The 26,211-nt window shown below is 71.3% G+C and carries 22 protein-coding genes, 3 rRNA genes and 1 riboswitch; of the genes, 6 read left to right on the forward strand and 19 right to left on the reverse strand.

The window, feature by feature from the left end; all coding sequences use genetic code 11:
• The first annotated feature begins 49 nt into the window (after window positions 1-49).
• A complete protein-coding gene (gene chrA / locus I598_RS11805; protein WP_068203128.1) occupies window positions 50-1,252 on the forward strand; it encodes a chromate efflux transporter in 1,203 nt (400 codons plus the stop codon).
• Here chrA and I598_RS11810 read toward each other — a convergent pair.
• The 4 genes from I598_RS11810 to I598_RS17665 are packed head-to-tail and all read right to left on the reverse strand — an operon-like array spanning window position 1,236 to window position 2,797.
• Entirely contained in the window at window positions 1,236-1,481 is a 246-nt protein-coding gene (locus I598_RS11810; protein ID WP_157557223.1) for a hypothetical protein, read from the reverse strand. The two genes, chrA and I598_RS11810, sit on opposite strands and share 17 nt — an antisense overlap.
• Entirely contained in the window at window positions 1,478-1,702 is a 225-nt protein-coding gene (locus I598_RS11815) for a hypothetical protein (RefSeq protein ID WP_068203130.1), read from the reverse strand. Before I598_RS11815 ends, I598_RS11810 begins: the two co-directional genes overlap by 4 nt.
• Window positions 1,689-1,886 (reverse strand): hypothetical protein, encoded by a 198-nt coding sequence (locus tag I598_RS11820; RefSeq protein ID WP_068203131.1) that lies wholly within the window; start codon window positions 1,884-1,886, stop codon window positions 1,689-1,691. The genes I598_RS11815 and I598_RS11820 overlap by 14 nt, the downstream gene beginning before the upstream one ends.
• Window positions 1,883-2,797 carry a Rho termination factor N-terminal domain-containing protein gene (locus I598_RS17665; RefSeq protein WP_068203132.1) on the reverse strand — a complete coding sequence of 305 codons (915 nt, stop codon included), beginning with the start codon at window positions 2,795-2,797 and terminating at the stop codon, window positions 1,883-1,885. The genes I598_RS11820 and I598_RS17665 overlap by 4 nt, the downstream gene beginning before the upstream one ends.
• A 181-nt stretch (window positions 2,798-2,978) precedes the next feature.
• On the opposite strand from I598_RS17665, the gene I598_RS11830 reads away from it, so the two are divergent.
• On the forward strand, window positions 2,979-4,202 hold the full coding sequence (locus tag I598_RS11830) for an alkaline phosphatase family protein (RefSeq protein ID WP_068203133.1): 1,224 nt from the start codon (window positions 2,979-2,981) through the stop codon (window positions 4,200-4,202).
• A gap of 10 nt (window positions 4,203-4,212) precedes the next feature.
• Here I598_RS11830 and I598_RS11835 read toward each other — a convergent pair whose 3' ends face one another.
• The 9 genes from I598_RS11835 to I598_RS11880 all read right to left on the reverse strand — a co-directional run bounded on the left by I598_RS11835 (window position 4,213) and on the right by I598_RS11880 (window position 17,779).
• Window positions 4,213-5,055 carry an alpha/beta hydrolase gene (locus I598_RS11835; protein WP_068203134.1) on the reverse strand — a complete coding sequence of 281 codons (843 nt, stop codon included), beginning with the start codon at window positions 5,053-5,055 and terminating at the stop codon, window positions 4,213-4,215.
• Between the two features lie 11 nt (window positions 5,056-5,066).
• Complete coding sequence (locus I598_RS11840; protein ID WP_068203135.1) at window positions 5,067-5,891, reverse strand: alpha/beta fold hydrolase; 825 nt, start codon at window positions 5,889-5,891, stop codon at window positions 5,067-5,069.
• 113 nt (window positions 5,892-6,004) lie between these two features.
• Window positions 6,005-8,743 carry an AAA family ATPase gene (locus tag I598_RS11845; RefSeq protein WP_068203136.1) on the reverse strand — a complete coding sequence of 913 codons (2,739 nt, stop codon included), beginning with the start codon at window positions 8,741-8,743 and terminating at the stop codon, window positions 6,005-6,007.
• 129 nt (window positions 8,744-8,872) lie between these two features.
• Window positions 8,873-9,724: a hypothetical protein gene (locus I598_RS11850; protein WP_068203137.1), complete on the reverse strand. Its 852-nt coding sequence runs from the start codon at window positions 9,722-9,724 to the stop codon at window positions 8,873-8,875.
• A gap of 104 nt (window positions 9,725-9,828) precedes the next feature.
• Window positions 9,829-10,737: a M15 family metallopeptidase gene (locus tag I598_RS11855; RefSeq protein ID WP_068203138.1), complete on the reverse strand. Its 909-nt coding sequence runs from the start codon at window positions 10,735-10,737 to the stop codon at window positions 9,829-9,831.
• Window positions 10,738-10,946: 209 nt separating this feature from the next.
• Window positions 10,947-11,101: riboswitch (cyclic di-AMP (ydaO/yuaA leader) on the reverse strand.
• 197 nt (window positions 11,102-11,298) lie between these two features.
• A 5S ribosomal RNA gene (gene rrf / locus I598_RS11860) occupies window positions 11,299-11,415 on the reverse strand.
• Between the two features lie 110 nt (window positions 11,416-11,525).
• A 23S ribosomal RNA gene (locus I598_RS11865) occupies window positions 11,526-14,639 on the reverse strand.
• 530 nt (window positions 14,640-15,169) lie between these two features.
• Window positions 15,170-16,688, reverse strand: a 16S ribosomal RNA gene (locus tag I598_RS11870).
• The 16S, 23S and 5S rRNA genes sit together here, the layout of an rRNA operon.
• A gap of 650 nt (window positions 16,689-17,338) precedes the next feature.
• Window positions 17,339-17,779 (reverse strand): GNAT family N-acetyltransferase, encoded by a 441-nt coding sequence (locus tag I598_RS11880; RefSeq protein WP_068203140.1) that lies wholly within the window; start codon window positions 17,777-17,779, stop codon window positions 17,339-17,341.
• Window positions 17,780-17,832: 53 nt separating this feature from the next.
• Between I598_RS11880 and I598_RS11885 the strand changes: the two genes are divergently transcribed.
• A complete protein-coding gene (locus I598_RS11885; RefSeq protein ID WP_068203141.1) occupies window positions 17,833-18,585 on the forward strand; it encodes a sulfite exporter TauE/SafE family protein in 753 nt (250 codons plus the stop codon).
• Window positions 18,586-18,680: 95 nt separating this feature from the next.
• Window positions 18,681-19,238, forward strand: a complete 558-nt coding sequence (locus I598_RS11890) for a dihydrofolate reductase family protein (protein WP_068203142.1) — start codon at window positions 18,681-18,683, stop codon at window positions 19,236-19,238.
• Between the two features lie 46 nt (window positions 19,239-19,284).
• On the opposite strand, the gene I598_RS11895 is transcribed toward I598_RS11890, so the two are convergent.
• Entirely contained in the window at window positions 19,285-20,460 is a 1,176-nt protein-coding gene (locus I598_RS11895; RefSeq protein WP_068203143.1) for an AI-2E family transporter, read from the reverse strand.
• 163 nt (window positions 20,461-20,623) lie between these two features.
• Between I598_RS11895 and I598_RS11900 the strand changes: the two genes are divergently transcribed.
• The gene (locus I598_RS11900) at window positions 20,624-21,100 is read left to right on the forward strand and encodes an SRPBCC family protein (RefSeq protein ID WP_068203144.1); all 477 of its coding nucleotides are present in this window, start codon (window positions 20,624-20,626) and stop codon (window positions 21,098-21,100) included.
• On the opposite strand, the gene I598_RS18100 is transcribed toward I598_RS11900, so the two are convergent.
• The gene (locus I598_RS18100; protein WP_083973228.1) at window positions 21,063-21,437 is read right to left on the reverse strand and encodes a lipopolysaccharide assembly protein LapA domain-containing protein; all 375 of its coding nucleotides are present in this window, start codon (window positions 21,435-21,437) and stop codon (window positions 21,063-21,065) included. The genes I598_RS11900 and I598_RS18100 overlap by 38 nt on opposite strands.
• A gap of 95 nt (window positions 21,438-21,532) precedes the next feature.
• Complete coding sequence (locus I598_RS11910; protein ID WP_083973597.1) at window positions 21,533-22,618, reverse strand: fatty acid desaturase family protein; 1,086 nt, start codon at window positions 22,616-22,618, stop codon at window positions 21,533-21,535.
• Between the two features lie 182 nt (window positions 22,619-22,800).
• Between I598_RS11910 and I598_RS11915 the strand changes: the two genes are divergently transcribed.
• The gene (locus I598_RS11915; RefSeq protein ID WP_068203145.1) at window positions 22,801-23,601 is read left to right on the forward strand and encodes a transglutaminase-like domain-containing protein; all 801 of its coding nucleotides are present in this window, start codon (window positions 22,801-22,803) and stop codon (window positions 23,599-23,601) included.
• Window positions 23,602-23,643: 42 nt separating this feature from the next.
• On the opposite strand, the gene I598_RS11920 is transcribed toward I598_RS11915, so the two are convergent.
• The 3 genes from I598_RS11920 to I598_RS11930 all read right to left on the reverse strand — a co-directional run bounded on the left by I598_RS11920 (window position 23,644) and on the right by I598_RS11930 (window position 26,179).
• Complete coding sequence (locus I598_RS11920) at window positions 23,644-24,348, reverse strand: class I SAM-dependent methyltransferase (RefSeq protein ID WP_068203146.1); 705 nt, start codon at window positions 24,346-24,348, stop codon at window positions 23,644-23,646.
• An 88-nt stretch (window positions 24,349-24,436) separates the two neighbouring features.
• Complete coding sequence (locus tag I598_RS11925; protein WP_068203147.1) at window positions 24,437-25,387, reverse strand: SDR family oxidoreductase; 951 nt, start codon at window positions 25,385-25,387, stop codon at window positions 24,437-24,439.
• 48 nt (window positions 25,388-25,435) lie between these two features.
• Window positions 25,436-26,179 carry a DUF3159 domain-containing protein gene (locus I598_RS11930; protein WP_068203148.1) on the reverse strand — a complete coding sequence of 248 codons (744 nt, stop codon included), beginning with the start codon at window positions 26,177-26,179 and terminating at the stop codon, window positions 25,436-25,438.
• Window positions 26,180-26,211: the final 32 nt, after the last annotated feature.

Raw genomic sequence — 26,211 nt, forward strand, 5'->3', positions numbered from 1 at the left:
GGCGACGACGCCCGCTAGGGTCGGTGCCGACCGCGACACGGAGGCCACGATGGACGATGCGACCCCCGCCCGACCGGGCACGCCCGGCGAGGTGCTCCGCGCCTTCCTCCGGCTGGGGGTGACGTCGTTCGGCGGCCCGGTCGCGCACCTCGGGTACTTCCGCGACGACCTGGTGGCCCGACGGCGCTGGGTCGACGACCGCGCGTACGGCGAGCTGGTGGCGCTGGGCCAGTTCCTGCCGGGGCCGGCGTCGAGCCAGGTCGGGTTCGCCCTGGGCCTGACGCGGGCGGGGTGGGGCGGCGCGCTGGCGGCGTGGACGGCGTTCACGCTGCCGTCCGCGCTGCTCATGGTGGCGTTCGCCCTGGGCGCCCCGGCGTTCGGCACGACCGTGGGCGCGGGGCTCGTCACCGGCCTCAAGGTGGTGGCGGTGGCCGTGGTCGCCCATGCCGTGCAGGGGATGGCGCGCACGCTGGCCCCCGATGCGCGGCGCGCGACGATCGCGGTGGTCGCCGCCCTGGTGGTGCTCCTGACGGACGGGCCGGTCGCCCAGGTGGGCGCCGTCGTGCTGGGCGTCCTCGCCGGTCTGGTGTGGTGCCGCACCGCCGACGCGGCACCGCCCGCCGACCTGCGCACCCCGGTCTCGCGCCGCACGGGCGCCGTCGCGCTCGCGCTGTTCGTCGGCCTGCTGGTGGCGCTGCCGGTCGCGGCGGCCGCCACCGGCAGCCGCCTGCTCGACGTCGTCGACGGCGTGTACCGGGCGGGGGCGCTCGTGTTCGGCGGCGGGCACGTGGTGCTGCCGCTGCTGGAGGCCGAGGCGGTGGGCGGCGGCTGGGTGACCGCGGAGGAGTTCCTCACCGGGTACGGCGCCGCGCAGGCGCTGCCGGGTCCGCTGTTCGCGTTCGCCGCGTACCTGGGCGCGCTGGCCGTGCCGGGTTCGGTGCTGCTGGGCGCGGCGGCCGCCCTGGTGGCGGTGTTCCTGCCCGGGATGCTCGTGCTCGTCGGGGTCCTGCCCTTCTGGGACGTCGTCCGGACCCGACCCACCGCGCAGGCCGCCCTGCGCGGCGCGAACGCCGCCGTCGTCGGCGTCCTCGCGGCCGCCCTCTACGACCCCGTGTTCGTCTCGGCGGTGACCGACGGCGCCTCGTTCGGCCTGGCGCTCACCTGCTTCGTCCTGCTCACGGCGTGGCGCATGCCGCCATGGGGCGTCGTCCTGGTCGGCGCGGCGGGCGGGGTGCTCATCGCGGTGCTGTGAGCCCCGACGACCGCCCCAGCTCCGCCATGATCGCCTCGGCGACCGCCAGGTCGCGGCCGTACGTGCCGACCCGGCCCGGGCCCCGCGCCAGCACGGTGCGGTCGGGCGGGCCGCCGACGGCGACGCCGTCCGGCAGGTCGCGCACGGCCACGAAGCCCTCGACCCGCAGCAGCGGGACGCGCAGCAGCCGGGCCAGCAGCCGGATCTCGACGAGCATCGCCCGGCTCACGACCTGCCGAGCGTGATGTCGGCGTACGGGTCGGCGGTCCCCCGGCCCGACCCCTGCGTCGACGCGGTGCCGTCGCTCCCCGCGGAGCGGTCCCGCAGCGCCGACACCACCGACCTGAACCCGGCCTCGATCTGCGCGTACCGCTCCCGGCCCGCCCGTGTGCCCGCCACGTAGCCGAGCCCGAAGAACAGCGCGCGACCCAGCGTCCTACGCCTGATCACCCTGGTCGCCCTCCTGCCGACGTTCGCGGATCGCGGAGGCGGCGGCGCTGGCGGCCACCACGCCCGCCGCGGTGCCGAGCGCGACCAGTCCTGACCGCACGGCCGTGCCGGGGTGCCGGGGGCGACGGCCGAACGCCTCGCCGATCCGGGTGGCGACCGTCTTCTTCCGGAACGGGCCGATCATGACGCCCTCCTTCGCTTGTCCTGCGGTGTGCTGCGGCGGATGGCGATCACGATGTCCTGCTTGCGCGCCGACCGGTTGAGCCCGAGGCCCATCTCCGTCGCGAGCGCGAGGAGCTGTGCCTTGGTCATATCCTCCAGGTCGAGCGGGTCGGTGTCCGCGTCGGCACCCAGGTCACGGCCCTGTGCGGCCACCGCGTCCTGGCGGCTCTCGGCCTCCTCGACGCGGCGGCGGGCCTCACGGGCGTCCTGGTCCGCGTCGTCGGCCAGCTGCCGCGCGCGCTCCGCAGCCTCGTCCGCCGCCTGCCGGGCCGCCGTCGCGGCCTCCTCGGCGAGCTCGCGCGCCTGCCGCATCTGCTCACGGGCTCGTTCGATGGCGCGCTCGGCCTGGACGCGCGCCTTGTCGGCCTGGTCCCGCAGCTCGTCCACGCGTCGCCCGACGTCGTCCTCGACCGACGCGACCCGGCGCCCCGTGATCTCCTCGGCGCGGGCCTGCTTCGCCGCGACGTACTCGTCGGCCTCGCGCCGGGCCTCGGCGGTGACGTCGGCCACCTCGCGCTCGGCGTCGTCACGCGCCTCGTCGACCGCCCGCTCGCCGGCGTGCCGGGCCTCCTCGACGGCGTCCGCGGCCTCCTTGGCCTGCTGCGCCTCCTCGTGGGCCCGGGCCTCGAGCTCGTGCGCCCGCTCCATCGCGGCGTCCACACGGTCCAGCCGGCTGCCGGCCCCGTCGGTGAACGGGTTGACGTCGGCCACGGTGGTCGCCGCACGTCTGCCGACGGCGCGGAGGCCGTCCCCGGCCGCCTCGACCGGTCTCTTGGCCGCGGTGTCGACGGCCCAGCCGATGTTCCGCGGCAGGTCGGTCAGCCCGCGCCCGATCTGGCGCCCCAGCCATGTCAGCGGTCCCGAGTTCGACATGGGTGTCCTTCCTCGACGGACGGCGGACCGCGGACCTCTGCTCGAGCCGCGGCACGGGCGCCCCGTCCGGCCGTCGTCGGCCGACGGTGCGCTCACCGTCCTGCCCTCCCAGGGAACGCCTCGCCCGCCCCGCCCGCAACCCGGTTCGGCGCGACGCCGCAACCAGGGCCAGCATGGGGCCATGGAACCGACCCGGCCGCGCGCCGACCACGTGGTGCTCGTCGCGCTGGACGGGTTCGACGCCGGCTACCTGGACCGCCACGCGGACCTGCCGACGCCGCAACTGGACGCGTTGACGGCCCGCGGCAGCCTCACCACCGGCACCGGGGTGCTGCCGAGCGTGACGAACCCGTCGTGGGCGTCGGTCGCGACGGGAGCGTGGCCGGACCACCACCTCAACACCGCGTACTTCTACGACCCGGGTTCCGGCGCGGCGCAGGGTCAGCGGCGCGACCTGGCGGTCCCGACGATCGCCGAGGCGGTCCGGGAGGCGGGCGGGACGGTGGCGTCGGTGCAGTGGCCGATCGTGCAGGACCACGGCACCCGGTCCGGTGACCCCGACGCCCTGTACACCCAGCCGGGCGGCAGCTGTACGCGACGCTTCGACGACGCCGTGGCGGTGCTCCGCGGCACGCCCCTGCGCAGCGGCAGGCGCACGGTCACGGTGCCGCGACCGCCCCGCCTCCTGGCCGTGTACAGCGACGTCCTCGACGGTCTCGGGCACGCCGGCGGGCCCGAGCACCCGCGGATCCCCGCCGCCCTGCGGGAGATCGACGCGCAGCTCGGCCGGCTCGTCGCCGTCACCGAGGAGGTGGGGATCGCCGACCGCACCGCGTTCGTGCTCCTCGGCGACCACGGCATGACGGCGTTCCGGCGGGGGTTCGGCCGCCCCCTGCGACGCAGCCTGGCGCGCGCCGGGCTGCGCACCGAGATCCTCCGTCCCGGGCAGCGGCCGTCCCGCCGCACCGACGTGGCGGTCGTCGTCGGCGGTGTGGCGAGCCTGCACCTGCTCGGCGCCGCCCGCACCGACCCCACGGCCACGGCCCGGGCCCGGCGAGCCCTCGAGGCGCTCCCGCAGGTCCGCGCCGTGTGGGACCGGGCCGAGCAGGCCGAGCGCCGGATGAGCCCGCGCCTGGGCGACCTCGTCGTCGAGCCGCAGCCGGGGTGGACGCCCGGCCCGGGCAGCCGGTGGCCGGTGCCGCGCCGGGCGCGGGGACGGCACGGCACCAGCGACGAGCTCGACGTCGCGTTCCTCCTCGCCGGGTCCGGCGTCCGCCCCGGCGTCGCACCGGACGCGCCGCGGCACGTCGACGTCGCCCCCACGGTCGCGGCCCTCCTCGGCATCGCCCCGCCGCCGGGCTCGCAGGGGCGCGTGCTCACCGAGGCGCTGGACCCGCCCGCCTGAGCCGGCCCGGTCAGGCCGACGCGGGCTCCGCGCTGGCCGCGTGCTCCAGCGCCCAGGTGAGGGCGTGGTCGGCGACCTCCTCCCAGCCCGGGGCGGCGCACGTCCAGTGGTCCCGGCCGGGGAACTCGTGGTACTCGGTCAGCGACGGGGACTTCGCCCAGTGCTTCGCGTTCGAGCGGTTCACGGCCGGCGGCATGATGTGGTCCAGCTCGCCCGCGACGAACAGCAGCGGTGCACGCTCCGTGCCGTAGTCCACCCAGGTGTCCTGGTGGCCCGGCTTGAAGTTGGCGAACAGCCCGAACTCCCACACCCAGAAGCCGGGCGCCGCGATCGCGTACCGCTCCCACGCCGCCCGCGACTCCTCCGCCGAGAGCGTGTTCGTGAAGGCGTAGTGGAACTCCTCGGGCGTGAAGCCGACGGCGCGGTGCCGGTTCGCCGGGTTCTTCAGCGCCGGGAACAGCGACCGCGCCTGCGACACCGGGTTGACGCGCACACCCTCGGTCGGCGCGGAGTTGATCACCACGCCCGCCGTACCGAGCCCGCGCGCCAGCAGGAGCTGGGTCAGGGTGCCGCCGAACGAGTGGCCCATGATGATCGGCGGACGGTCCAGACCCTCGATGACGGACGCGAGGTGGTCCACCGTCGCCGGGACGGTGAGGTCCGCGATGACCTGCGGGTCCTCCCGCAGCGCCTCCACCTCCACCTCGAACCCGGGGTAGGCGGGAGTCACGACGGTGAAGCCCTTGCTCTCGTAGTGCGCGACCCACCCCTCCCAGCTCCGCGGCGTCATCCACAGGCCGTGGACGAGGACGACGGTGTCGGGGGCGGTCGGCTCGGATCCCTGTGCGGTCATGGCGGTGCTCCTCAGGCGTCGATGAAGGCGAGCAGGTCGGCGTGCAGGCGGTCACGGTCGGTGTCGGGCAGGGCGTGGCCGCTGCCCGGATACGTCAGCAGACGGGCGTCGGCGAGCAGCTCGACCGAGCGGGCGCCACCGACGTCGTACGGGACGATCTGGTCGTCGTCGCCGTGGATCACCAGGGCGGGGACGTCGACCTTCGCGAGGTCGGGGCGGAAGTCCGTGGCGGAGAACGCCGCGATGCACTCGTAGGCGGCCCGGTGCCCGCACGCCATGGACTGCAGCCAGAACGCGTCCCGGAACCCCTGGTCGACGTCGCCGGCGCGGTTGTGGCCGAAGAACGGGCCGTCGGCGAGGTCGCGGTAGAGCTGCGCGCGGTCCGCCTTCTCCCCCGCACGGATCTGGTCGAACACCTCGATCGGCAGCCCACCCGGGTTGTCGTCCGTGCGCAGCATGAGCGGCGAGACCGCGGAGACCAGCACGACGCGCGCCACCCGCTCGGTGCCGTGCCGCCCCACGTACCGCACGACCTCGCCGCCGCCGGTCGAGTGCCCCACCAGCGTCAGGTCGCGCAGGTCGAGGGTCTCGACGAGGCACGCCAGGTCGTCGGCGTACGTGTCCATCTCGTTGCCGTCCCACGTGCGGCTGGAGCGGCCGTGGCCGCGCCGGTCGTGCGCGACGACGCGGTGCCCGTGCTCCGCCAGGTACAGCGCGGCCGCGGCCCACGCGTCGGAGCTCAGGGGCCACCCGTGGCTGAGCAGCACCGGCGTGCCACCGCTGCCCCAGTCGGTGTAGTAGATCTCGGCCCCGTCGTCGGTGGTGACGTACGGCATGGCGACCCCCAGGCGGTCTGTCGGGAACGGCGTACCCCCGACCCTGCCCGCGGGACGCGACCACGCGGACCACGTGCCGCACGTAGTCCGTCGGGGGGCGGTCCAGGACGGGGTCAGTCCGCGCGGCGGCCGAGCCGGTCGGCGAGCTGCCGCCGGGACGTGACACCCAGCTTCTGGAACACCTTGCGCAGGTGGTAGTCCACCGTGTTGGGGCTGATGAAGAGCCGAGCCCCGATCTCCGCGTTGGTGCGCCCCGCCGACGCCAGCCGCGCGACGGTGCGCTCCTGCGTCGTCAGGTCGAGGCCGTCCCCGGCAGGTGCCGGCCGCTCGGCACCCCCGGCCGCGGTGAGCTCGGCCGCGGCCCGGGCGGCGAACGTCGTCGCACCCGAACGCTCGAACAGCACGAGAGCCTCCTGGAGCCGGACGGCTGCCTCGCGCCGGCGCCGCGCCCTCCGGAGCCACTCCCCGTGCACGAGGAGCGATCGGGCCAGGTCGATGACGGCCGTCGTGTCCCGCAGCGCGGCGACGGACGCCCCGTGGTGCGCCTCGACGTCGTCCGACGCGGTGAGCGCGAGCGCCCGCTCGGCCAGTCCCCGGCACCACGACGACCCGTTGGCGTCGGCGCGGGCGACGAGGTCCGCTGCCGAGCGGGCCGCGTCGTCGAGATGCCCGCTGCGGGCCGCCGCCTCCGCGTGGTCGGCGAGGAACAGAGGGCTGGTCTGCAGGAACGGCTCCTGGATGACGAACGGGTGCAGCCGGGCGTACGCGGCGGCGTGGTCGCGCTCGGCGATCTCCCGCACGGCCAGCGCGCACAGCGTCGACGACGTCACGCCCCCGAAGCCGGTCGCGTCCGCCCCCGCGGCGACAGCCTCCACGAGCGCGGCCGGGGCACCCGTCCAGGCGAGGACCGCCCCGTTGACGACGTTCTCTCCGTCGTACCCCATGGCCCGGCGTACCTCGCGCACGCCGTCGTCGAAGCCCTGCGCCCGCCGGACGGTCCCGCCGCAGAGCTCCCCGAGCGCGCTCACCCACAGCAGCGTGTCGAGCTGCTGGAGGTCGCCCAGCCGTCCCGCCGCCCGGCGCGCCCGGTCCAGCCCGCGGTCCCGGCCGCGCTCGTCCCACAGGAACGCCCCGACGGCGGCGACGAGGGTCCCGCGGTACCGCAGGACCTCGTCGGGCTGGGAGACGACGGCGTCGAACGCTGCCCGGGCCGGTGCGACGGCGCGCTCGTACGGCTCCAGGATCAGGCCCGCGATACCGCGCAGGACGGCGGCATCCGCTCCGTCGGCCCCGGCGGCGCCCTGCGCGATCCGGCGCCCGACCACCTCCAGCGTCGTCCCCGTGATCTGCCGCTCCGCCGTCAGGCACATCTCGAACGCGCGCAGCAGGGCCTCCTGCTCCCGGGCGGCGTCGTGCCCGCGGAACGCGTCGGCCGCCCGCAGCAGGTCGGCCGTCGCCGACCGCACGCCGTCGGCGTCCGCCAGGAACATCGACGCCGCGGTCCGGACGGTCGCGACGCGGCCACGGGACACGGGGTCGAGCCCGGCGTCGTCGACGGCGGCCAGCAGGCGACGGGCGACGTCCGCGCCCCCCGCCTCCAGGGTCGCCTCCGCCGCGGCGACCTGTCGCGCCCCACGCAGCGGGCCGGGTGGGGTCAGCTCGGCCGCCCTGGTGAGGATCCCCGCGCGCGAGGACGCCCCGCCGCGGCGGGCCGCGAGCTCGGCGGCACGGTCGAGCCGGTCCGCGACGTCAGGGTCGACGCCGGTGACCGTCCGGGACGCGTGCCAGGCCTCGGCCTCCACCAGCCCGAGGGCGGCCGCGGCCTGCGCCAGCGCGCCGTGCACCCGGCGCCGCTGCGTCCCGGACGCCGACCGGTAGACGGCCGACCGCACCAGCGGGTGCCGGAACCGCACGCCCGGATCGAGGACCACCAGGCCGGCCCCCTCCGCCGCCTCGCCGTCGGCGACCTCGACCCCGCACCGCGGCGCGGCCTCGGCGAGCAGCCGCGGGTCGCCCGACGAGTCGGCGGCGGCGAGCAGCAGCCAGCCCTGCACGGCAGCGGACGTGTGCATGACACGGCGCAGGTAGTGCGCCTCGAGATGACGGCCGATCGGCACCGGCTCCGGGCCGAGCCCCAGCCCGTCCAGCTCGCGCAGCAGGGGGTCGGCGGCGAGGTCGGTGAGGGCGAGGGGGTTGCCGCCCGTGGCACGCACGATGGCGGCGGTCATCGTCGGCGGGAAGGGCGTGGCCGCCGCGCGGTGGAGGACCGCAGCGGCGGGCTCGGGCGCGAGACCACCGACCTCGAGCACGGGCATCCCGGCGAGCCGCTGCTCGAGCCCGCTCTCGACCCGTCCTGCGAGCAGCAGGGCCACGTGCTCCGCGCCCAGCCGGCGGGCGACGAACGCCAGGACGTCGAGGCTCTCCGCGTCGAGGTCGTGCGCGTCGTCCATCACGCACAGCACGGGGTGCGCGTCGCCCGCGGCCGCGAGCAGGCTGAGCACGCCCAGGCCGACGAGGAACCGGTCCGGCGGGGGCCCGTCGGCGCGGCCCGACGCGACGAGCAGGGGTGCGACCTGCCGCTCCGGGAGCGCGTCGAGATGCCCGTCCAGGCGTCCGACGACACGTTGCACCGCGGCGTACGGCATCGAGGACTCTGCCTCGTACCCGTCCGCCCGCACGACGTCGAACCCGGAGTCCTGCACGGCGTCGGCCAGCAGCGACGACTTGCCGACGCCCGGCTCCCCCAGCAGGAGGAGAGCGCTACCACGCCCGTTCCGGGCAGCACCGAGGACGTCGGCGATCCGTCGCCGCTCGTCGTCACGGCCCAGCAGGCCGCCGGTGCTGCCGTGCACGGTCTGAGGATAGGGCCCACTGACCTGTCACGCGCGGGCAATCAGCCTTCTCACCTGGAAGGATGCCCAGATGCGGGCGTCCCGACCAGCGGCGACGCCCCCGGCCCACGCTCCGACGCTTCCGGTCGGTCAGAAGAGGTCGCGCGGATCCAGCCCGCGCGCGAGGTCGGACAGCGACCCGCCGGCCTCGGAGAAGGTGTCGCCGAGACCGCCCAGGGTGCCTTCCGCGGCCGTCGTGACGCCGTCGAGCCCGGCACCGACGTCGCCCAGCGCGTCGACGCCGAGGTCGGAGGCACCCGCCACGAGACCCTCGACGTCCACCCCCGCCGCCAGGGCGTCGAGGTCGACGCCCAGGTTCGCGGCCTCCGCCAGCAACGGCCCCGCGACGCTGCTCACCGCGGCCCCCGCCGCGACGACGCCGAGCACCCCGACCGCTCCGACGGCGACGCCTGCCGCCGCGCCGCCCGCACCGACCTTCGCGAGGACCGACCGCATCGACCCCGGCCGCCGCGCCTCGGTGCGCGCCGCGGCCCGCGACAGGTCGGCGACGTCCGCCGAGCGGGGCTGCTCGTGCGGCGGGAGGTCGGTCTGCATCCGGTCCCGCACGGCCTCCCGCTGCGCGGGTGTCAGCCGGGCGAACGCGTCGGCATGGATCTGCTCGACCTGGTGCGGGTCCGCGGTCTGCATCAGGTAGTCGTAGCGGGCGATGGCACGCCGGTCGGCGTCCGACACCTGCGAGGGCGCCGACTGCTGCGCGTGGCCCCCCGTCGACGCCGGGTACGCGCGCTGCGTCGGCGGCGTCGCGGGGCCCTGCGGCCTCGATCCGCCACCGAACGACGCGACGGCGTTCTCGATCGTCGACCGCAGGGACGATCCCGAGCTCGCGCCGGACCGCGACGGACCGGAACCCTGCTGCCGCGACGATCCCTGCGCGTCGACGACCTGCTGGGCGACCTTGAGCATCTTCGAGAACTTGGACATGGCGATCCTTCCGTCGGCGGACCACCCCACCCTGCCAGCAACAGATGAGGACTTCATGAGAGCGTCCGCCCCGGGACCTGCTGCGTCCCGGGGCGGCTGCGACCTCAGGAGCCGTTCTGCACGGCGACCGCCGCGGTGAACTCCCAGTGCCACGGCTCGTACTTCGAACCGCCGGCGCGCGCCCAGTCCGGGTTGTCCCAGCCGTAGGCGGGGCCGTGCGCCGCGAGCCACGACCACCGGTCGCCCGAGTACGTCTCGGGGCAGAGGTCGACGGCGAGGCCCCAGCCGTGGTTCGACGTGCCGGGCGTCGCGGCGAGGTATCCCTTGGCCGCCTTGGTCGCGACCTGCTGGCTGTAGCTGCGGTAACCGTCGGTGATGCACATGTCCTCGCCGAACACGGCCCGGTACTGCTGGTTGAGCCGGGCCAGGGCGACGGCGGCGTCGGCACGGATCGACGGCCCGCCGTCCCACAGGACGCACATCTCGCTCAGGGAGATGTTGCCGTTGGTGCCGGCGCCGGTCGCGACGCCGTCGCAGCCCGGCAGCACCGGCGGCTCGGGCGCGGACTCGACGTCCACCTCCACCTTCTCCGCGGGCAGCGTCGCGTCCGCCGCGACGACGACGCCACCGGGCACGGTTCGCGCGCCGTTGCGTGACGCGGAGGCGTCACGGGCGCCGATCTCGCCACGGGTGGCGGACGAGCCCCGTGACGCGGGCTGGTCACGGTCGGCGAGCAGCGTCGCGGCGTGCGCGACGTCGATGCCCAGCCCGGTGCCCGCGGTGTCGACGACGGGCTCCGAACCGTCGGGAGCGCTGCTGAGCAGCGGGACCGGCGTGCCGGAGGCGGCGGCAAGCCCCGTCGTGGTGGCCATCGTCACCGCCAGGCCGACGCCGACGCTCAGGCGCCAGCTCGTCGGGGCGAGGGAGGACCAGGTCGGCCCCGGGCGCCGGCGACGTCGAGCCGGCTCGGCGAAGTGCCGACCTCGGCTGCGCGCCATCTCGGCGCGCGTCATGGGCGCGGTGGTGACAGGAGCGGCACCTGACGACGCGGGCGGGCGGGCGTCGATCGGCGACGTCGCCCGGGTCACCGAGCGCCTGCCGAGGGCAGGCGGCGCATCGGGACGGCGCAGGAGGGGCGGTGGTGCGAAGCCGACGACGGGATGCTCGCGGTGGCGTCGGACAGGCGGGGCGTCAGAAGGCGCCCGCAAGAACGGATCGGCATGCAGTATCTCCTGGCGCCCACGAAGTTAGCTGTCGGGTTCGGGTCGGAGACTGACCCGGCCGGCGGGACGAATCCCGCACGACTTCACCCCGAGGACACCGCAGTGTCCGGAAGTGGTTCCCCCGCCCCTGTCGTTCGTACGTCGGAGATCCGGAGCGGCGACAGGGCTCGGCGCCCGCCCGGATGCCCCTCGTGCCCGAGGGGTCACTGGACACTATCCCGTCCGGCGGGAAATGTCACGAACAGATCACGAGAGCTCCTGACCTGCAGGAACGTCGGTCTTCGGGTGGCCCGCCGGGCAAGGCAAGCAGGCCCCCCAACCTGGTGGTTGGGGGGCCTGTTTGTGAAGGGTGTCCGGCGGCGTCCTACTCTCCCACCCCGTCTCCAGGGCAGTACCATCGGCGCTGTAGGGCTGAGCTTCCGGGTTCGGGATGGGACCGGGCGTTTCCCCTACGCTGTGACCGCCGTAACGTTGTCGAGTTGTTCGGGTTCCACACCGGTCCCCTTGGTCTGAGGGGGTGGTGTGGGTGGTGCCCGTTTCTCGGGAACCGCACAGTGGACGCGTGCATGCAAGGAGTGTGTGTGAAGTTGTTGGCTGATTAGTACCGGTCAGCTGCGACAGTCTTTGGTCCTGTCTTCCACTTCCGGCCTATCTACCCAGTGGTCTAGCTGGGTGCCTTCACAGAATAGTTCTGTTGGAAACCTCATCTTGAAGCAGGCTTCCCGCTTAGATGCTTTCAGCGGTTATCCCTTCCGAACGTAGCGAACCAGCGGTGCTCCTGGCGGAACAACTGGCATACCAGAGGTTCGTCCGTCCCGGTCCTCTCGTACTAGGGACAGCCCTTCTCAAGTTTCCTGCGCGCGCAGCGGATAGGGACCGAACTGTCTCACGACGTTCTAAACCCAGCTCGCGTGCCGCTTTAATGGGCGAACAGCCCAACCCTTGGGACCTACTCCAGCCCCAGGATGCGACGAGCCGACATCGAGGTGCCAAACCATCCCGTCGATATGGACTCTTGGGGAAGATCAGCCTGTTATCCCCGGGGTACCTTTTATCCGTTGAGCGACGGCGCTTCCACAAGCCACCGCCGGATCACTAGTTCCGACTTTCGTCCCTGCTCGACCTGTCGGTCTCACAGTCAAGCTCCCTTGTGCACTTGCACTCGACACCTGATTGCCAACCAGGCTGAGGGAACCTTTGAGCGCCTCCGTTACATTTTGGGAGGCAACCGCCCCAGTTAAACTACCCACCAGGCACTGTCCCTGGTCCGGATCACGGACCGAGGTTAGATGGTCGATGCGGTCAGAGTGGTATTTCAACGGCGACTCCACTCGCGCTGGCGCGCGGGTTTCATAGTCTCCCACCTATCCTACACAAACCGCACCGAACACCAATACCAAGCTATAGTAAAGGTCCCGGGGTCTTTCCGTCCTGCTGCGCGTAACGAGCATCTTTACTCGTAGTGCAATTTCGCCGAGTTCGCGGTTGAGACAGCGGAGAAGTCGTTACGCCATTCGTGCAGGTCGGAACTTACCCGACAAGGAATTTCGCTACCTTAGGATGGTTATAGTTACCACCGCCGTTTACTGGGGCTTAAATTCTGGGCTTCGCCGAAGCTGACCCGTCCTCTTAACCTTCCAGCACCGGGCAGGCGTCAGTCCGTATACATCGTCTTGCGACTTAGCACGGACCTGTGTTTTTAGTAAACAGTCGCTTCTCCCTGGTCTCTGCGGCCCTCACCGCGTCCCACCGCTAGGGTGTTGACGGATCAGGCCCCCCTTCTCCCGAAGTTACGGGGGCATTTTGCCGAGTTCCTTAACCACGATTATCTCGATCGCCTTGGTATTCTCTACCTGACCACCTGAGTCGGTTTGGGGTACGGGCGGCTAGAACCTCGCGTCGAGGCTTTTCTTGGCAGCATAGGATCACCCGTTTCCCGCATACGCGGTCACTGTCAGCTCTCACCCTGGTGCTTCGCGGATTTGCCTACGAAGCGGGCTACGGCCTTGGACGTGGTCTACCATCGCCACGCCGGGCTACCTTCCTGCGTCACCCCTGTTAATACGCTTACCTACTACCGGTTCGGGTCACGCGCCGCCGGCAGCGGTGTGGTCCGAAGACCACTGTGCTGCCCTTGGGGCGTTTAGCATCACCGGGCTCGGTATGGGCGGTTCTTCGCCGGTAGGAGAATATCAACTCCTTGTCCATCGACTACGCCTGTCGGCCTCGCCTTAGGTCCCGACTTACCCAGGGCGGATTAACCTGGCCCTGGAACCCTTGGTCATTCGGCGGACGGGTTTCTCACCCGTCATTCGCTACTCATGCCTGCATTCTCACTCGTGTGGTCTCCACCGCTGGATCACTCCGCGGCTTCACTGCCCACACGACGCTCCCCTACCCACCCACACGCCTGAACACAGATCAAGTCTGTGCTGGGCAAAGTGTGAGTGCCACGGCTTCGGCGGTGTACTTGAGCCCCGCTACATTGTCGGCGCGGAATCACTTGACCAGTGAGCTATTACGCACTCTTTCAAGGGTGGCTGCTTCTAAGCCAACCTCCTGGTTGTCTGTGCAACTCCACATCCTTTCCCACTGAGCACACGCTTAGGGGCCTTAGCCGGTGGTCTGGGCTGTTTCCCTCTCGACTACGAAGCTTATCCCCCGCAGTCTCACTGCCACGCTCTGGCTTACCGGCATTCGGAGTTTGGTTGACGTCAGTAACCTGGTGGGGCCCATCGGCCATCCAGTAGCTCTACCTCCGGTAAGGAACACGTGACGCTGCACCTAAATGCATTTCGGGGAGAACCAGCTATCACGAAGTTTGATTGGCCTTTCACCCCTAACCACAGGTCATCCCCTCAGTTTTCAACCTAAGTGGGTTCGGTCCTCCACGCCGTCTTACCGGCGCTTCAACCTGCCCATGGCTAGATCACTTCGCTTCGGGTCTAGACCCGGCGACTGAATCGCCCTGTTCGGACTCGCTTTCGCTACGGCTTCCCCACACGGGTTAACCTCGCCACCGAGCACTAACTCGCAGGCTCATTCTTCAAAAGGCACGCCGTCACCCCTGCTAGGGAGGCTCCGACGGATTGTAGGCACACGGTTTCAGGTACTATTTCACTCCCCTCCCGGGGTACTTTTCACCTTTCCCTCACGGTACTTGTCCGCTATCGGTCACTAGGTAGTATTTAGGCTTAGCAAGTGGTCTTGCCAGATTCACACGAGATTTCTCGGGCCCCGTGCTACTTGGGATCCCCTCCACCAGGCCGCACCATTTCGTCTACGGGACTCACACCCTCTACGGTCCGCCTTTCAATGCGGTTCGACTATGACACGGCTTTCTTACTGGCTGAAGAACTGTCAGATTCCTCCAGAAGGTCCCACAACCCCGTACGCGCAACGCCTGACAGCTTGACACGCGCACGGTTTGGCCTCATCCGCTTTCGCTCGCCACTACTCACGGAATATCTCTTCCTGCCGGTACTGAGATGTTTCACTTCCCGGCGTTCCCTCCACTCGCCCTATATATTCAGGCGAGGGTGACCAGGCATGACCCTGGCCGGGTTCCCCCATTCGGACACCCTCGGATCACAGCTCGTTTGCCAACTCCCCGAGGCTTATCGCAGGCTACCACGTCCTTCTTCGGCTCCTAGTGCCAAGGCATCCACCGTGTGCCCTTAAAAACTTCGGCACACACTACAAATATGCTACAGAAATCCAAGAAAACGCCTCACCACCTCGCAAGAGGAAGTGATGCGTCTTTGAACATCTGGGATGCTCGCGTCCACTGTGCAGTTCTCAAGCAACGGACGAACCCGCCGGCGCGGACGCCACCAACCCCACCACCACCAGAAGCCCCACACCTTCCGGTGCGAAGACCCTGCAGCAGCCAGGCGGTATGACACCCACCGACGACCCGCGTCGTGAAACCCCCGACCCATGGCCGGTTGCCTCAGGACCCAACAGTGTGCTCTCCCGACCCCACTCACGACACCGACCCGACTTTCCAACCACCCACCCACCCCGAAGGGCAGCGCAGCGGCGTACTCGCGAGCCGGCCCACGAACGGGACCGTACGGTCAATGTTCCACCCAGAGCAGCCACCAGACGCACGAACGGCGCCTCGAGCAGCCTGCATGGACCCCAGCTGAACGATCCCACCAGCACCCACCCGAACGGGCGAGCAACACCGGTGCGACCACCAGGGCCACGTGCTCCTTAGAAAGGAGGTGATCCAGCCGCACCTTCCGGTACGGCTACCTTGTTACGACTTAGTCCCAATCGCCGGTCCCACCTTCGACCACTCCCCCCCAAAGGGTTGGGCCATGGGCTTCGGGTGTTACCAACTTTCGTGACTTGACGGGCGGTGTGTACAAGGCCCGGGAACGTATTCACCGCAGCGTTGCTGATCTGCGATTACTAGCGACTCCGACTTCATGGGGTCGAGTTGCAGACCCCAATCCGAACTGAGACCGGCTTTTTGGGATTCGCTCCACCTTACGGTATCGCAGCCCTCTGTACCGGCCATTGTAGCATGCGTGAAGCCCAAGACATAAGGGGCATGATGATTTGACGTCATCCCCGCCTTCCTCCGAGTTGACCCCGGCAGTCTCCCATGAGTCCCCGGCATAACCCGCTGGCAACATGGGACGAGGGTTGCGCTCGTTGCGGGACTTAACCCAACATCTCACGACACGAGCTGACGACAACCATGCACCACCTGTGCACCGACCTTGCGGGGCACCCATCTCTGAGTGTTTCCGGTGCATGTCAAGCCTTGGTAAGGTTCTTCGCGTTGCATCGAATTAATCCGCATGCTCCGCCGCTTGTGCGGGCCCCCGTCAATTCCTTTGAGTTTTAGCCTTGCGGCCGTACTCCCCAGGCGGGGCACTTAATGCGTTAGCTGCGGCACGGAACTCGTGGAATGAGCCCCACACCTAGTGCCCAACGTTTACGGCATGGACTACCAGGGTATCTAATCCTGTTCGCTCCCCATGCTTTCGCTCCTCAGCGTCAGTTGCGGCCCAGAGACCTGCCTTCGCCATCGGTGTTCCTCCTGATATCTGCGCATTCCACCGCTACACCAGGAATTCCAGTCTCCCCTACCGCACTCTAGTCTGCCCGTACCCGATGCACGCCCCAGGTTGAGCCTGAGGTTTTCACACCAGACGCGACAAACCGCCTACGAGCTCTTTACGCCCAATAATTCCGGACAACGCTTGCGCCCTACGTATTACCGCGGCTGCTGGCACGTAGTTAGCCGGCGCTTCTTCTGCAGGTACCGTCACTTGCGCTTCTTCCCTGCTGAAAGAGGTTTACAACCCGAAGGCCGTCATCCCTCACGCGGCGTCGCTGCATCAGGCTTTCGCCCATTGTGCAATATTCCCCACTGCTGCCTCCCGTAGGAGTCTGGGCCGTGTCTCAGTCCCAGTGTGGCCGGTCGCCCTCTCAGGCCGGCTACCCGTCGACGCCTTGGTAGGCCATTACCCCACCAACAAGCTGATAGGCCGCGAGCCCATCCCCCACCGAAAAACTTTCCAGCACCCACCATGCAGCAGGCACTCATATCCGGTATTAGACCCCGTTTCCAAGGCTTATCCCGAAGTGGAGGGCAGGTTGCTCACGTGTTACTCACCCGTTCGCCACTGATCCACCCAGCAAGCTGGGCTTCACCGTTCGACTTGCATGTGTTAAGCACGCCGCCAGCGTTCGTCCTGAGCCAGGATCAAACTCTCCGTAAAAGAGAGAAAAACACCACGAACCCCGAAGAGCCCGCGATGCCAATCGATACTGGCCAGACAGCTAGCATAAAACCTAGATGTCCGATCCAAAGGAACCAATGAAGGTTCAATAAATTTGGCATTGACTATCAAGCACACTGTTGAGTTCTCAAACAACCGACACACACCATCCAGAACCGGAACTCACCGCTCCGGCCCCATCCGGGGCAACCCCTCTAACTTAGCGCCCCCGCCATTCCCATGCAAATCCGCCCCGCTCCGAAGAACGCCACGAAAAAACACCAGAAAACACAGACACCCCACCCCGACCAGAGCGCACAAAACACCCCGACCCAGAAGGAAGATGGTTCCCAACCCCCGGCCCGGCCACCGGTACCCAGCCACGAAGGCCGTCTCTACGGTGTCCGACTCGCCGAGCGGGCTGAACTCCGAGAACATTACCCACCCACCCGCCCCACGTCAACGCACCCCCACGTGGCCTGCACCACTCGCGGACCCGGCGTCGTCCGGTCGGACCTCACCCTGCTCGCGGCGACGGAGCGCCCACCTGTGGGGACACGGGGCATCTGCCACCGACGAGGTCCCGCACCGTTCGAGCGCGGACGGCCTCGGACGCCGTCGGCCGGTCCGGTCCCGGTACTGCTCACGGACTAGCCGGAGCCGGTGAGCGTCTGCTTGAAGAAGACGGCCGAGTCCTCGAAGCCGAGCGCACGGTAGAAGTCGCCCGCCCGGCGGCTGGCGAGCGAGACATAGGCGCATCCTTGCTGTGCGGCCCAGTCCCTGGCGCATGCCATCAGGGCGGCGCCGGTGCCGGCCCGCCGTCGTTCAGCGTCGACCATCAGCTCCTCGACCGAGCAGACCGGTCCGTTCGCGAGGAACGTCAGGTGGGTGGAGGCGAGGAGGTAGCCGGCGAGCGTGTCCGGGTCGTCCTGCGGCGTGGCGACGACGACGAGGGTGTCGGGTCGTGCCGTGAGCTCGCGGAACGTCGACCACAAGACGTCGCGTTCCGGCGTGAACGACGTGGCGAAGTCTCGCGCCAACGGCCACACCCGGTCGACGTCCTCGGGGCGGGCACGGCGGACGGCGACCATGCTCGTCACCCTACCGAGACGAGCGAGCAGCCGTCCGCGGATACGCTTCCCCGATGCTCGAGCCCGCCCCCCTCGTCGCCGGTCTGCCGTGGACCGGCTGGGCCGTCGTCGTCCTGGTGGCGCTGCTCGTCGGGTTCGCGAAGACCGCGCTCGGCGGCCTGGGGATGGTCGCCGCGGCGCTGATGGCGCTCGTCATCCCGGCGAAGGACTCGACCGGCGCGGTGCTGCTGCTCCTGATCACCGGCGACGTCGTCGCGATCTGGGCGTACCGCCGGCATGCCGACTTCCGCGTCATCGGGCGTCTCCTCGCACCGGTGCTGTGCGGCGTCGCGCTCGGCGCCGTCTTCCTCACGTCGGTCGGCGACGACGCCGTGCGGCGCACGATCGGCGCGATCCTGCTGGCCCTGCTGGTCCTCAACCTGTGGCGCGACCGGCTGCGTACCGACACGCGCCTCGCCACGGTCGGCTACGGCGGCCTCGCCGGGTTCACGACCATGGTCGCCAATGCCGGCGGGCCCCCGATGAGCCTCTACCTGCTCGGCTCCCACTTCGAGAAGTGGCGGTTCCTGGGCACGACGGCGTGGTTCTTCTTCACGGTGAACGTCATCAAGCTGCCGGTGGCGGTCGGCGTGGGCATCGTCGGCACCGACACCGTCGCCCTGTGGGCGGTGCTCGCGCCCGTCGTGCTCGTCGGCACGTGGATCGGGCGTCGGGTGATCGGCCGGATCGACCAGCGACTGTTCGAGCGGCTCGTCACCGGGTTCGTGGCCGTCGCGGCACTCAACCTGCTGCTCGTCCCCGCCTGACCCCGGCCCCGGCCCGCGCCCGGGTCGATGAGTTGTCCATCGGCCCCGGGTCGACCCTGTGACGGAGGACCACCGGCACGGACGAGGGGACGACCATGGCCAAGGTGATCGCAGGGGCGACGGTGTCGCTCGACGGGTACTGCCAGGACGCGAACGGCAGCAGCGCCGCCCTGTACGCGGACTTCGAGGAGCTCACCGGCAGCGGATACATGCAGCGGGTCGCGGACGAGACCGGCGCGGTGCTCATGGGTCGGCGGACGTTCGACGGCGCGGAGGACCCCGACGACTACGCGGACAGCTACGAGTTCCAGGCACCGATCTTCGTCGTCACGCACCGCCCTCCTACGGTGGAGCCGAAGCGCAACGAACGCCTGTGGATCACGTTCGTGCCGGACGTCGAGGACGCCGTCCGACAGGCCGTCGCCGCGGCGGGGGACCGCGGCGTCACCTTCGTCGGGGGTGCCGACCTCTTCCGTCAGCTCCTCGCCGGCGGCCTCGTCGACGAGCTCGCCGTGGACGTCATGCCCGTGCTGCTCGGTGGCGGCGTCCGCCTGTTCGACGACGGCACCGCGGCGACGCTGGAGAAGATCAGCGTCGAGGAGGTCGGGGTGCGCACGTGCCTGCGCTACCGCGTCGTCCCGGCCACCACATGACGGCAGGACCGGCGGACGGCGGCGGACCCTGTGGACGCCGGCAGGGTCAGACCGTCTCGTCGCGCTTCTGACGGGCGAACCGCGCCGGGAGGTCCGGACCGTCCCACACCTGGATCACGCGCCAGACGGACGCGGCGATCGGCACGGCGAGCACGGCGCCGGTGATGCCGGCCAGCACCGTGCCGGCGGTCAGGGCGACCAGGATGACCAGCGGGTGCAGGCGCAGGGTCCGGCCCATGACCACGGGCTGGAGGAACGTGCCCTCGAGCTGGTTGACCGCCACGACGATCGCGACCACGACCAGCGCCTCGACGGGCCCGACGGCGACGAGCGCCACGAGAGCGGCGAGGGCGCCGGCGAGGGTGGCGCCGACCAGCGGGATGAACGCGAGCAGGAAGACGAGCACCGACAGCGGGATCGCGAGAGGCACGCCCACGATCGCCAGGCCGACCCCGATGCCGACGGCGTCGACGACCGCGATGATCGCGGTGCCGCGCACGTACCCACCGAGGGTGGTGACGGCGGCGGCGCCGGCGCGGTGCCCGCGCTGGTGGGCCTTCCCCTCGAAGGGCCGCAGCAGGAACTCCCACATGGCCGGGCCGTCCTTGAGGAAGAAGAACAGCACCACGACCATGATGAAGAAGCCGGTGACGAAGTCGGCGGTCTGGGAGACGCCGGCGAGCGCACCGGATCCCACGGCGCTGGACTGCAGCAGGCCGGCCGCCGACTCACGGACCGAGGAGATCTGCTCCTCGGAGATCTGGAAGGGCAGGTCCTGGACGTACGTCTGCAGGGAGTCGAACCCGTCGAGGGCCTGGCTGCGGAGCTCGTCCCACTGGTCGACGACGGCCAGCACCACGAGCCACACCACCGCGGCCAGGATGGCCACCAGGGTCAGGAGCGCGATCCACGTGGCGAGCAGCGACGGCACGCCCCGATGACGCATCAGGGAGACCAGCGGCGAGATCGCCGCCGACAGCACGAGCGCGATGAGCACGGGGATCACGACGAGCGTCAGGCGGGTGCCCACGAACAGCAGCACCGCGACCAGCGCGAGGACCGCGAGGGTCTGCACCGATCGCGTGCCCACCCGGCCGAACCCGTCGGCCCACAGGCGGGAGGCGCCCTGCGCCTCGGCCCGGGGGGCGGGGCGGGGCTCGACGCGGGTCGGCTCGACCTGTCGACTGTCACGGCGCGGCCTGCTGCGGCCGAATAGACCCATCGTCTGTTCCCCTTCGCACGTCCGGCGGGTGCCGGACGTGACGACGCTAGTGCGGATCGTGCCGTCGTCCGAGCCGACACGGCGACGTCCGACCTCTTCCGCGCGGCGCCTGGACGACGTCGGTCCCCGTGGGGCACGTGCCCCACGGCCCTAGGCTCGACGCATGCCGACCATCGTCCTGACGACAGCGATCCGCGCGACCCCGGACGCGTGCTTCGCCGCGAGCCTCTCGGTGGAGGCCCACACGGCGTCGATGGGGGACTCGGGCGAGCGCGCGGTCGCCGGGCGGACGACGGGCGTCCTGGGCCCTGGCGACACCGTGACGTGGCGGGCACGACACTTCGGGCTGCCCTTCCGGATGACGGCGCGCATCGGCGTCCACGAGGCGCCGCACCGGTTCATCGACGAACAGGTCTCCGGTCCGTTCAGGAGCTGGTGGCACGAGCACAGGTTCGCGGCGACGCCCGACGGGACGTCGATGACGGACACGGTGCGATACACGTCCCCCGCCGGGCCGCTGGGGCGGCTCGTCGACCGGCTCGTGCTCGTCCGGTACCTCACGCGGCTGCTGGAAGCCCGCAACCGCTGGCTCGCGGCCGAGCTCAGCCGTGGTCGTGGAGACGCCGGCGCAGCTGGGTGATGCGGACGGTGCCGACGACGAGCGCCACGACGCCCACCCCGACCCCGGCGACGAGCAGGGCCACCGCCAGGGGCACCGTCCCTTGCAGACCGAGGAACGTGACCTGCACGAGCTGGGTGTTCTGGAGCATGAGGACGATCAGCGCCACGAGGACGAACGCCGCGACGCAGATGCCGATCCACAGCGCTCCGACCCGGCTCCGGGGAGACCTTCTGCTCCTGCGGGTGGCGCGGCGACTCCCGCTCCCGTCGAGGGAGATCGGCGGGGTGCCGGTCACCGATCGGCGAGGACTGCCGTTGACCGCGGAGGTGAGCCGCGTCGGGGGGACGGTGGCCATGACGGCCTCCTTGCGTCTCCGGGGCCGCGCTCCTCGAACGAGGGCGTTCACCCGGATGTCTCGACACTACGCCTGGCCGCACGGGGCGGGGCCCGTCACCGCCCGAGCTGTGCCGCCAGCGGACACCCGAACGGGTCGCGCGCCCGGTGCTCGACGTCATTGAGGTAGCCCACGACGATCCGGTACGACGTGAAGAACCCGACCTCGGTGTAGGTGACGTCGAGCTGTGCGCAGTACTCGCGCACCAGGGGCTGGACGCGCCGCAGGTTCGGGCGGGGCATGCTCGGGAACAGGTGGTGCTCGACCTGCCGGTTCAGACCACCCATGACGAAGTCGACGACGACGTTGCCCCGGATGTTGCGCGACATCAGCACCTGCCGCCGCAGGAAGTCGACCTCGCCGTCCGCGGGCACGATCGGCATCCCCTTGTGGTTGGGGGCGAAGGCACCGCCGAGCAGGATCCCGAACAGCCCCAGCTGTACGGCGAGGAACGCACCGGCCATCGCCGGGGGCAGCAGCACGACGAGCACCACAACGTTCAGGACGAGGCGGCACAGCAGCACCGGGATCTCCACGCCACGGTGGACGACGGGCCCCCGGCCCAGCGCCCGGCGCACGCTCGCCACGTGCAGGTTCAGCCCCTCCAACGTCAGCAGCGGGAAGAAGAACCACCCCTGGCGTCGGGCGAACCACCCACGCCACCCCTGGCGGCTCGCCAGCACCGCCGGCGTGAACGCGATCACCCCCGGCGAGATGTCCGGGTCGCGGGACTCCTGGTTCGGGGCGGCATGGTGCGCGTCGTGCTTCGCCGTCCACCACGCGTGGCTCAGACCGACGAAGCCGTTGGCCAGCACCCGACCGGTCCAGTCGTTCCACGCCCGCGACCGGAAGACCTGCCGGTGCGAGCTGTCGTGCCCGAGGAACGCGAGCTGCGCCAGGACCACCGCGAGCGCCGCCGCGAGCGCCAGCTGCCACCACGACTCCCCCACGAGCACGACGCCCGCCCACACGAGGCCGAACGCGAGGACCGCCGCGACCAGCCGGGTCCAGTAGTAGGCGTAGCGCCGCCGGAGCAGGCCGGACTCGCGCACGATCTTCGCCAGGACGGAGTAGTCGCGCACCGCGCGGGGGGCCGGCCGGCGGACGGACAGGTCCGGGGCGACGGGACGTTCGCTCGACACGGACACGGTCCACCTCCGACGCCGGGCATCGCCCCGGTGCGTCGTCGGTCCCCCGTCGACACGGGAGACCGTCTGCGGGGCGACCTGCCGGCCGCCCGCACCTTTCACAGTACGCCTGCCCGGCGCAGGTCCCGGGCGTGGTGCGACGGTCGGCGCGTCGACCATGGCGCATCATGGCTCGCATGCGACGCGACGTCTCCGCCCATCTGTCCGTCGACGTGACGTCCGCGGCCACCCTGGCCTTCGCCGTCGAGGTCGCCCCCGGCCACGAGGCGGACGAGACGCTGGAGGTCACGCTCGACGGCGCGACCCTCGCGTCCGAGCGCGTCGACGACGCCGACGGGACGCGGCTGCGCGTGGTGCGGGCCGGCCCCGGGCGCCTGGTCGTCGACTACACGGCGCAGGTGACGGGGCGCCACGGCGACGCCGTCACCCCCGCCCCGACCACCGCCGACCTGCTGCGGTACCTGCGGCCGAGCCGCTACGCCGAGTCGGACTCCCTCGGGCCGACGGCGAGCGCCGAGTTCGCGGGGCTGCACGGGTCCGACCTGCTCGCCGCGGTGAGCTCGTGGGTCGGCACCCGCCTGAGCTACGTGCCCGGGTCGAGCCTGCCCACGGACGGGGCGGTGCAGACCCTGCTCGCCCGACAGGGCGTGTGCCGGGACTACGCCCACCTCGTCGTCGGGCTGCTGCGCGCCCTCGACGTGCCCGCGCGTCTCGCCGCCGTCTACGCGCCGGGCCTGGACCCGATGGACTTCCACGCCGTCGCCGAGGCGTACGTCGACGGCGCCTGGCACGTCGTCGACGCCACCACGCTCGCACCGCGCTCGACCCTGGTGCGGATCGCGACCGGGCGCGACGCCGCCGACACCGCGTTCCTCAGCGTCTACGACGGGACCGCGACCCTCGACGAGATCGAGGTGACGGCGGTCGTGGACGACCTGCCCGACGACGACGTCCACCAGCTCGTCCGGCTCGGCTGAGCGCGCCGACGGCGCCCCCGGCCCCGGCCCCGGTGGCGGGGCTCAGGCCGCTTCCAGCACGAAGAAGAGGAAGCAGAAGAAGCGCGTCCGCTCCCCGCTCGCGATCCGCGGGGTGAGGAGCTCGGCCGGCGTGTCCGGCGACGGCGCGGGCTCGTCGATCACCGCGATGCGGAACCCCGCGGCGGAGAACTCCTGCGACATCGTGCTCAGGGACCGGTGCCAGAACGTCAGCACCGCGGGTTCGCCGTCGAACTCGAAGTCCTCCGCGTACTGCCGGGTCGCGAAGTTGTCCTCGTCCGGGTAGCTGAAGGCGTGCACGAAAGGGTGGTTGACCGAGAGGATGAGCCGGCCGCCGGGCTTCAGCACCCTCCTGATCTCCGCCAGCGGCCCGGACCAGTCCTCCAGATAGTGCAGGACGAGCGAGGCCGTGACGTCGTCGAAGGTGTCGTCCGCGAAGGGCAGCGGCTCGGCCAGGTCGGCGACGTGCAGCGGCACGTCGTCGCCCAGCCGCCGACGCGCCAGCGCGATCATGGCGGGGCTGCCGTCGAACCCGGTGACGACGGCACCCCGGGCGAGGAGCTCGGCCGCCAGGGGGCCGGTGCCGCATCCCGCGTCGAGGATCCGGCGGCCGGTCACGTCACCCGCGAGCCGGACCATCGCCGGTCGTTCGTAGTAGGCGTTCAGCAGGCTCGAGTCGTTCTCCGTGCCGTAGCTGTCGGCGAAGGCGTCGTAGTGGTCGGCCTGCATGCGGTTCCCTCCGTCGGACGTCCCGACGACGGACGCTACCGGCCGCAGCGCGCCTGGGCGCGAGCCCGCGGGCCCGGCGCGCCGCGGATCAGGCCGGGGTGGTCAGGGCGAACGGCACGCCGGTGAGCTCGGTCGACACCCGCCAGACGCGGTCCGCCTCGGCTGCATCGCGCAGGGGACGGAAGAGGCGGTGCTCGGCGGGGCCGCCGCCGAGGTTGCCCGGCCCGTCGGGCCCGTAGAGCCGCCCGCCGTGCGCGTGCGGCGACGTGGCGGCGTACAGCGCGGGCAGGGCGGCGCTCTCGGGCGTCCCGAGGAGGATCCCGGCGCGTGACAGCCGGCGGATGACCGCGATCTGCGGGGTGTCGCGGTCCCGGCCGATCTCGGGCCGCGCGACGAGCAGGCTCGTCGGGGCGACGCCGGGATGCGACAGGTTGCTGGTGATGCCCCAGCCGCCCGCCCGGCTCCGGCGGTCCAGCTCGAGACCGAAGAGCCCGAACGCGATCTTCGACCGGCTGTACGCGCGACGAGCGTCGTACAGCGACTCGGAGTTGACGTCGTCCCAGCTCATGGCGCCGTTCCGGGCAGCCACGCTGATCTGCGACGTCACGCGCGCCCGGCCGGCGGCCAGCAGGGGCAGCAGGTGCCCGACGAGCGCGACGTGGCCGAGGTGGTTGCTGCCGAGCTGGAGCTCGAACCCGTCGGCCGTCGTCTGCCGGTCGGGGGGCGTCATGACCCCGGCGTTGTTCACCAGCAGGTGGACGGGTCGGCCGTCGGCGCGCAGCTCCTCACCGAACGCCGCCACGGAGCGCAGGGACGCGAGGTCGAGGTCGTGGAGCGTGACCCGGGCTGACGGGACGGCGTCGCGGATCCTGGCGGCGGCGGCCTCCCCCTTGGCGCGGTTGCGCACCGGGAGGGCGACCTCCGCCCCGGCGGCGGCGAGGCGCCGCGCGATGCCGAGGCCGATCCCGTCGCTCCCTCCGGTGACGACGGCGCGGCGGTCGGTGAGGTCGGGCAGGTCGAGGTGGGGTGTGCGAGGCATGGTGGGCTCCTGTGGACGGGCTGGGTGTGCTGGGTGGACGGGGACGGGTCAGCGGTGGGCCGGTGCCGCGGCGGCCGGCGCGGCGAGCGGCGCGGCGACCGTCCGGCGGGCCACGACGAGGGTGACGGCGAAGTGCACCGCGAACAGCGACGTCGCGACGACCTGGATCGCGGCGAGCACCCCGGGGGCGTCGGCGAGGTAGAACACGACCCGGACGACGAGGTTCGCCGTCGCCATCGCCAGGCCGACGACCGACGTCGCGACGTACACGCGCCGCAGCGCCGTGTGTCGGGGCCAGTCGCGCGGACCGCCGGCGAGGCGGTTGACCATGAAGCCCGTCAGGGGCCGGCCCGCGGCGAACGCGACGACGTAGGCGAGCACGAAGACGACGGGCAGCATCATCGAGGGCAGGAAGAACGCGCGCGCCTCCCCCGCGAGCGCCGCGACCGTCGCGCAGACCGCGGCGACCAGCAGACCCGCGATCGCCGCGCCGGGCGGCTCACGACGCGCGAGCCGGACGCCGGACGCGACGACGGCGGTCACGCCCAGCGCGACGAAAGCCGTCCCGAGGCCCGCTGCGGCGTCGGCGACGACGAACGCGACCGTCGGCGCGGTGGCGACGGCGAGCCCGACCGGACCGCCGACGCGTTCCAGTGTCCGGCGCGCGGCGGCGCGCCCGGCGGACGGCTCCTCGATCTCCGGGAGGCCGAGCACGCGGCGGGCGTCCGCGCTCCACGACCTGTGAGGGGCGTGCGCGGTCGGCACGGGGGCGGTGTCGGGACGAGCGGTCATCGGATCCTCCAGGGTCGGCGGGGACGTGCTCC

The sequence above is a fragment of the Isoptericola dokdonensis DS-3 genome, from assembly GCF_001636295.1.
Lineage (GTDB): Bacteria > Actinomycetota > Actinomycetes > Actinomycetales > Cellulomonadaceae > Isoptericola > Isoptericola dokdonensis.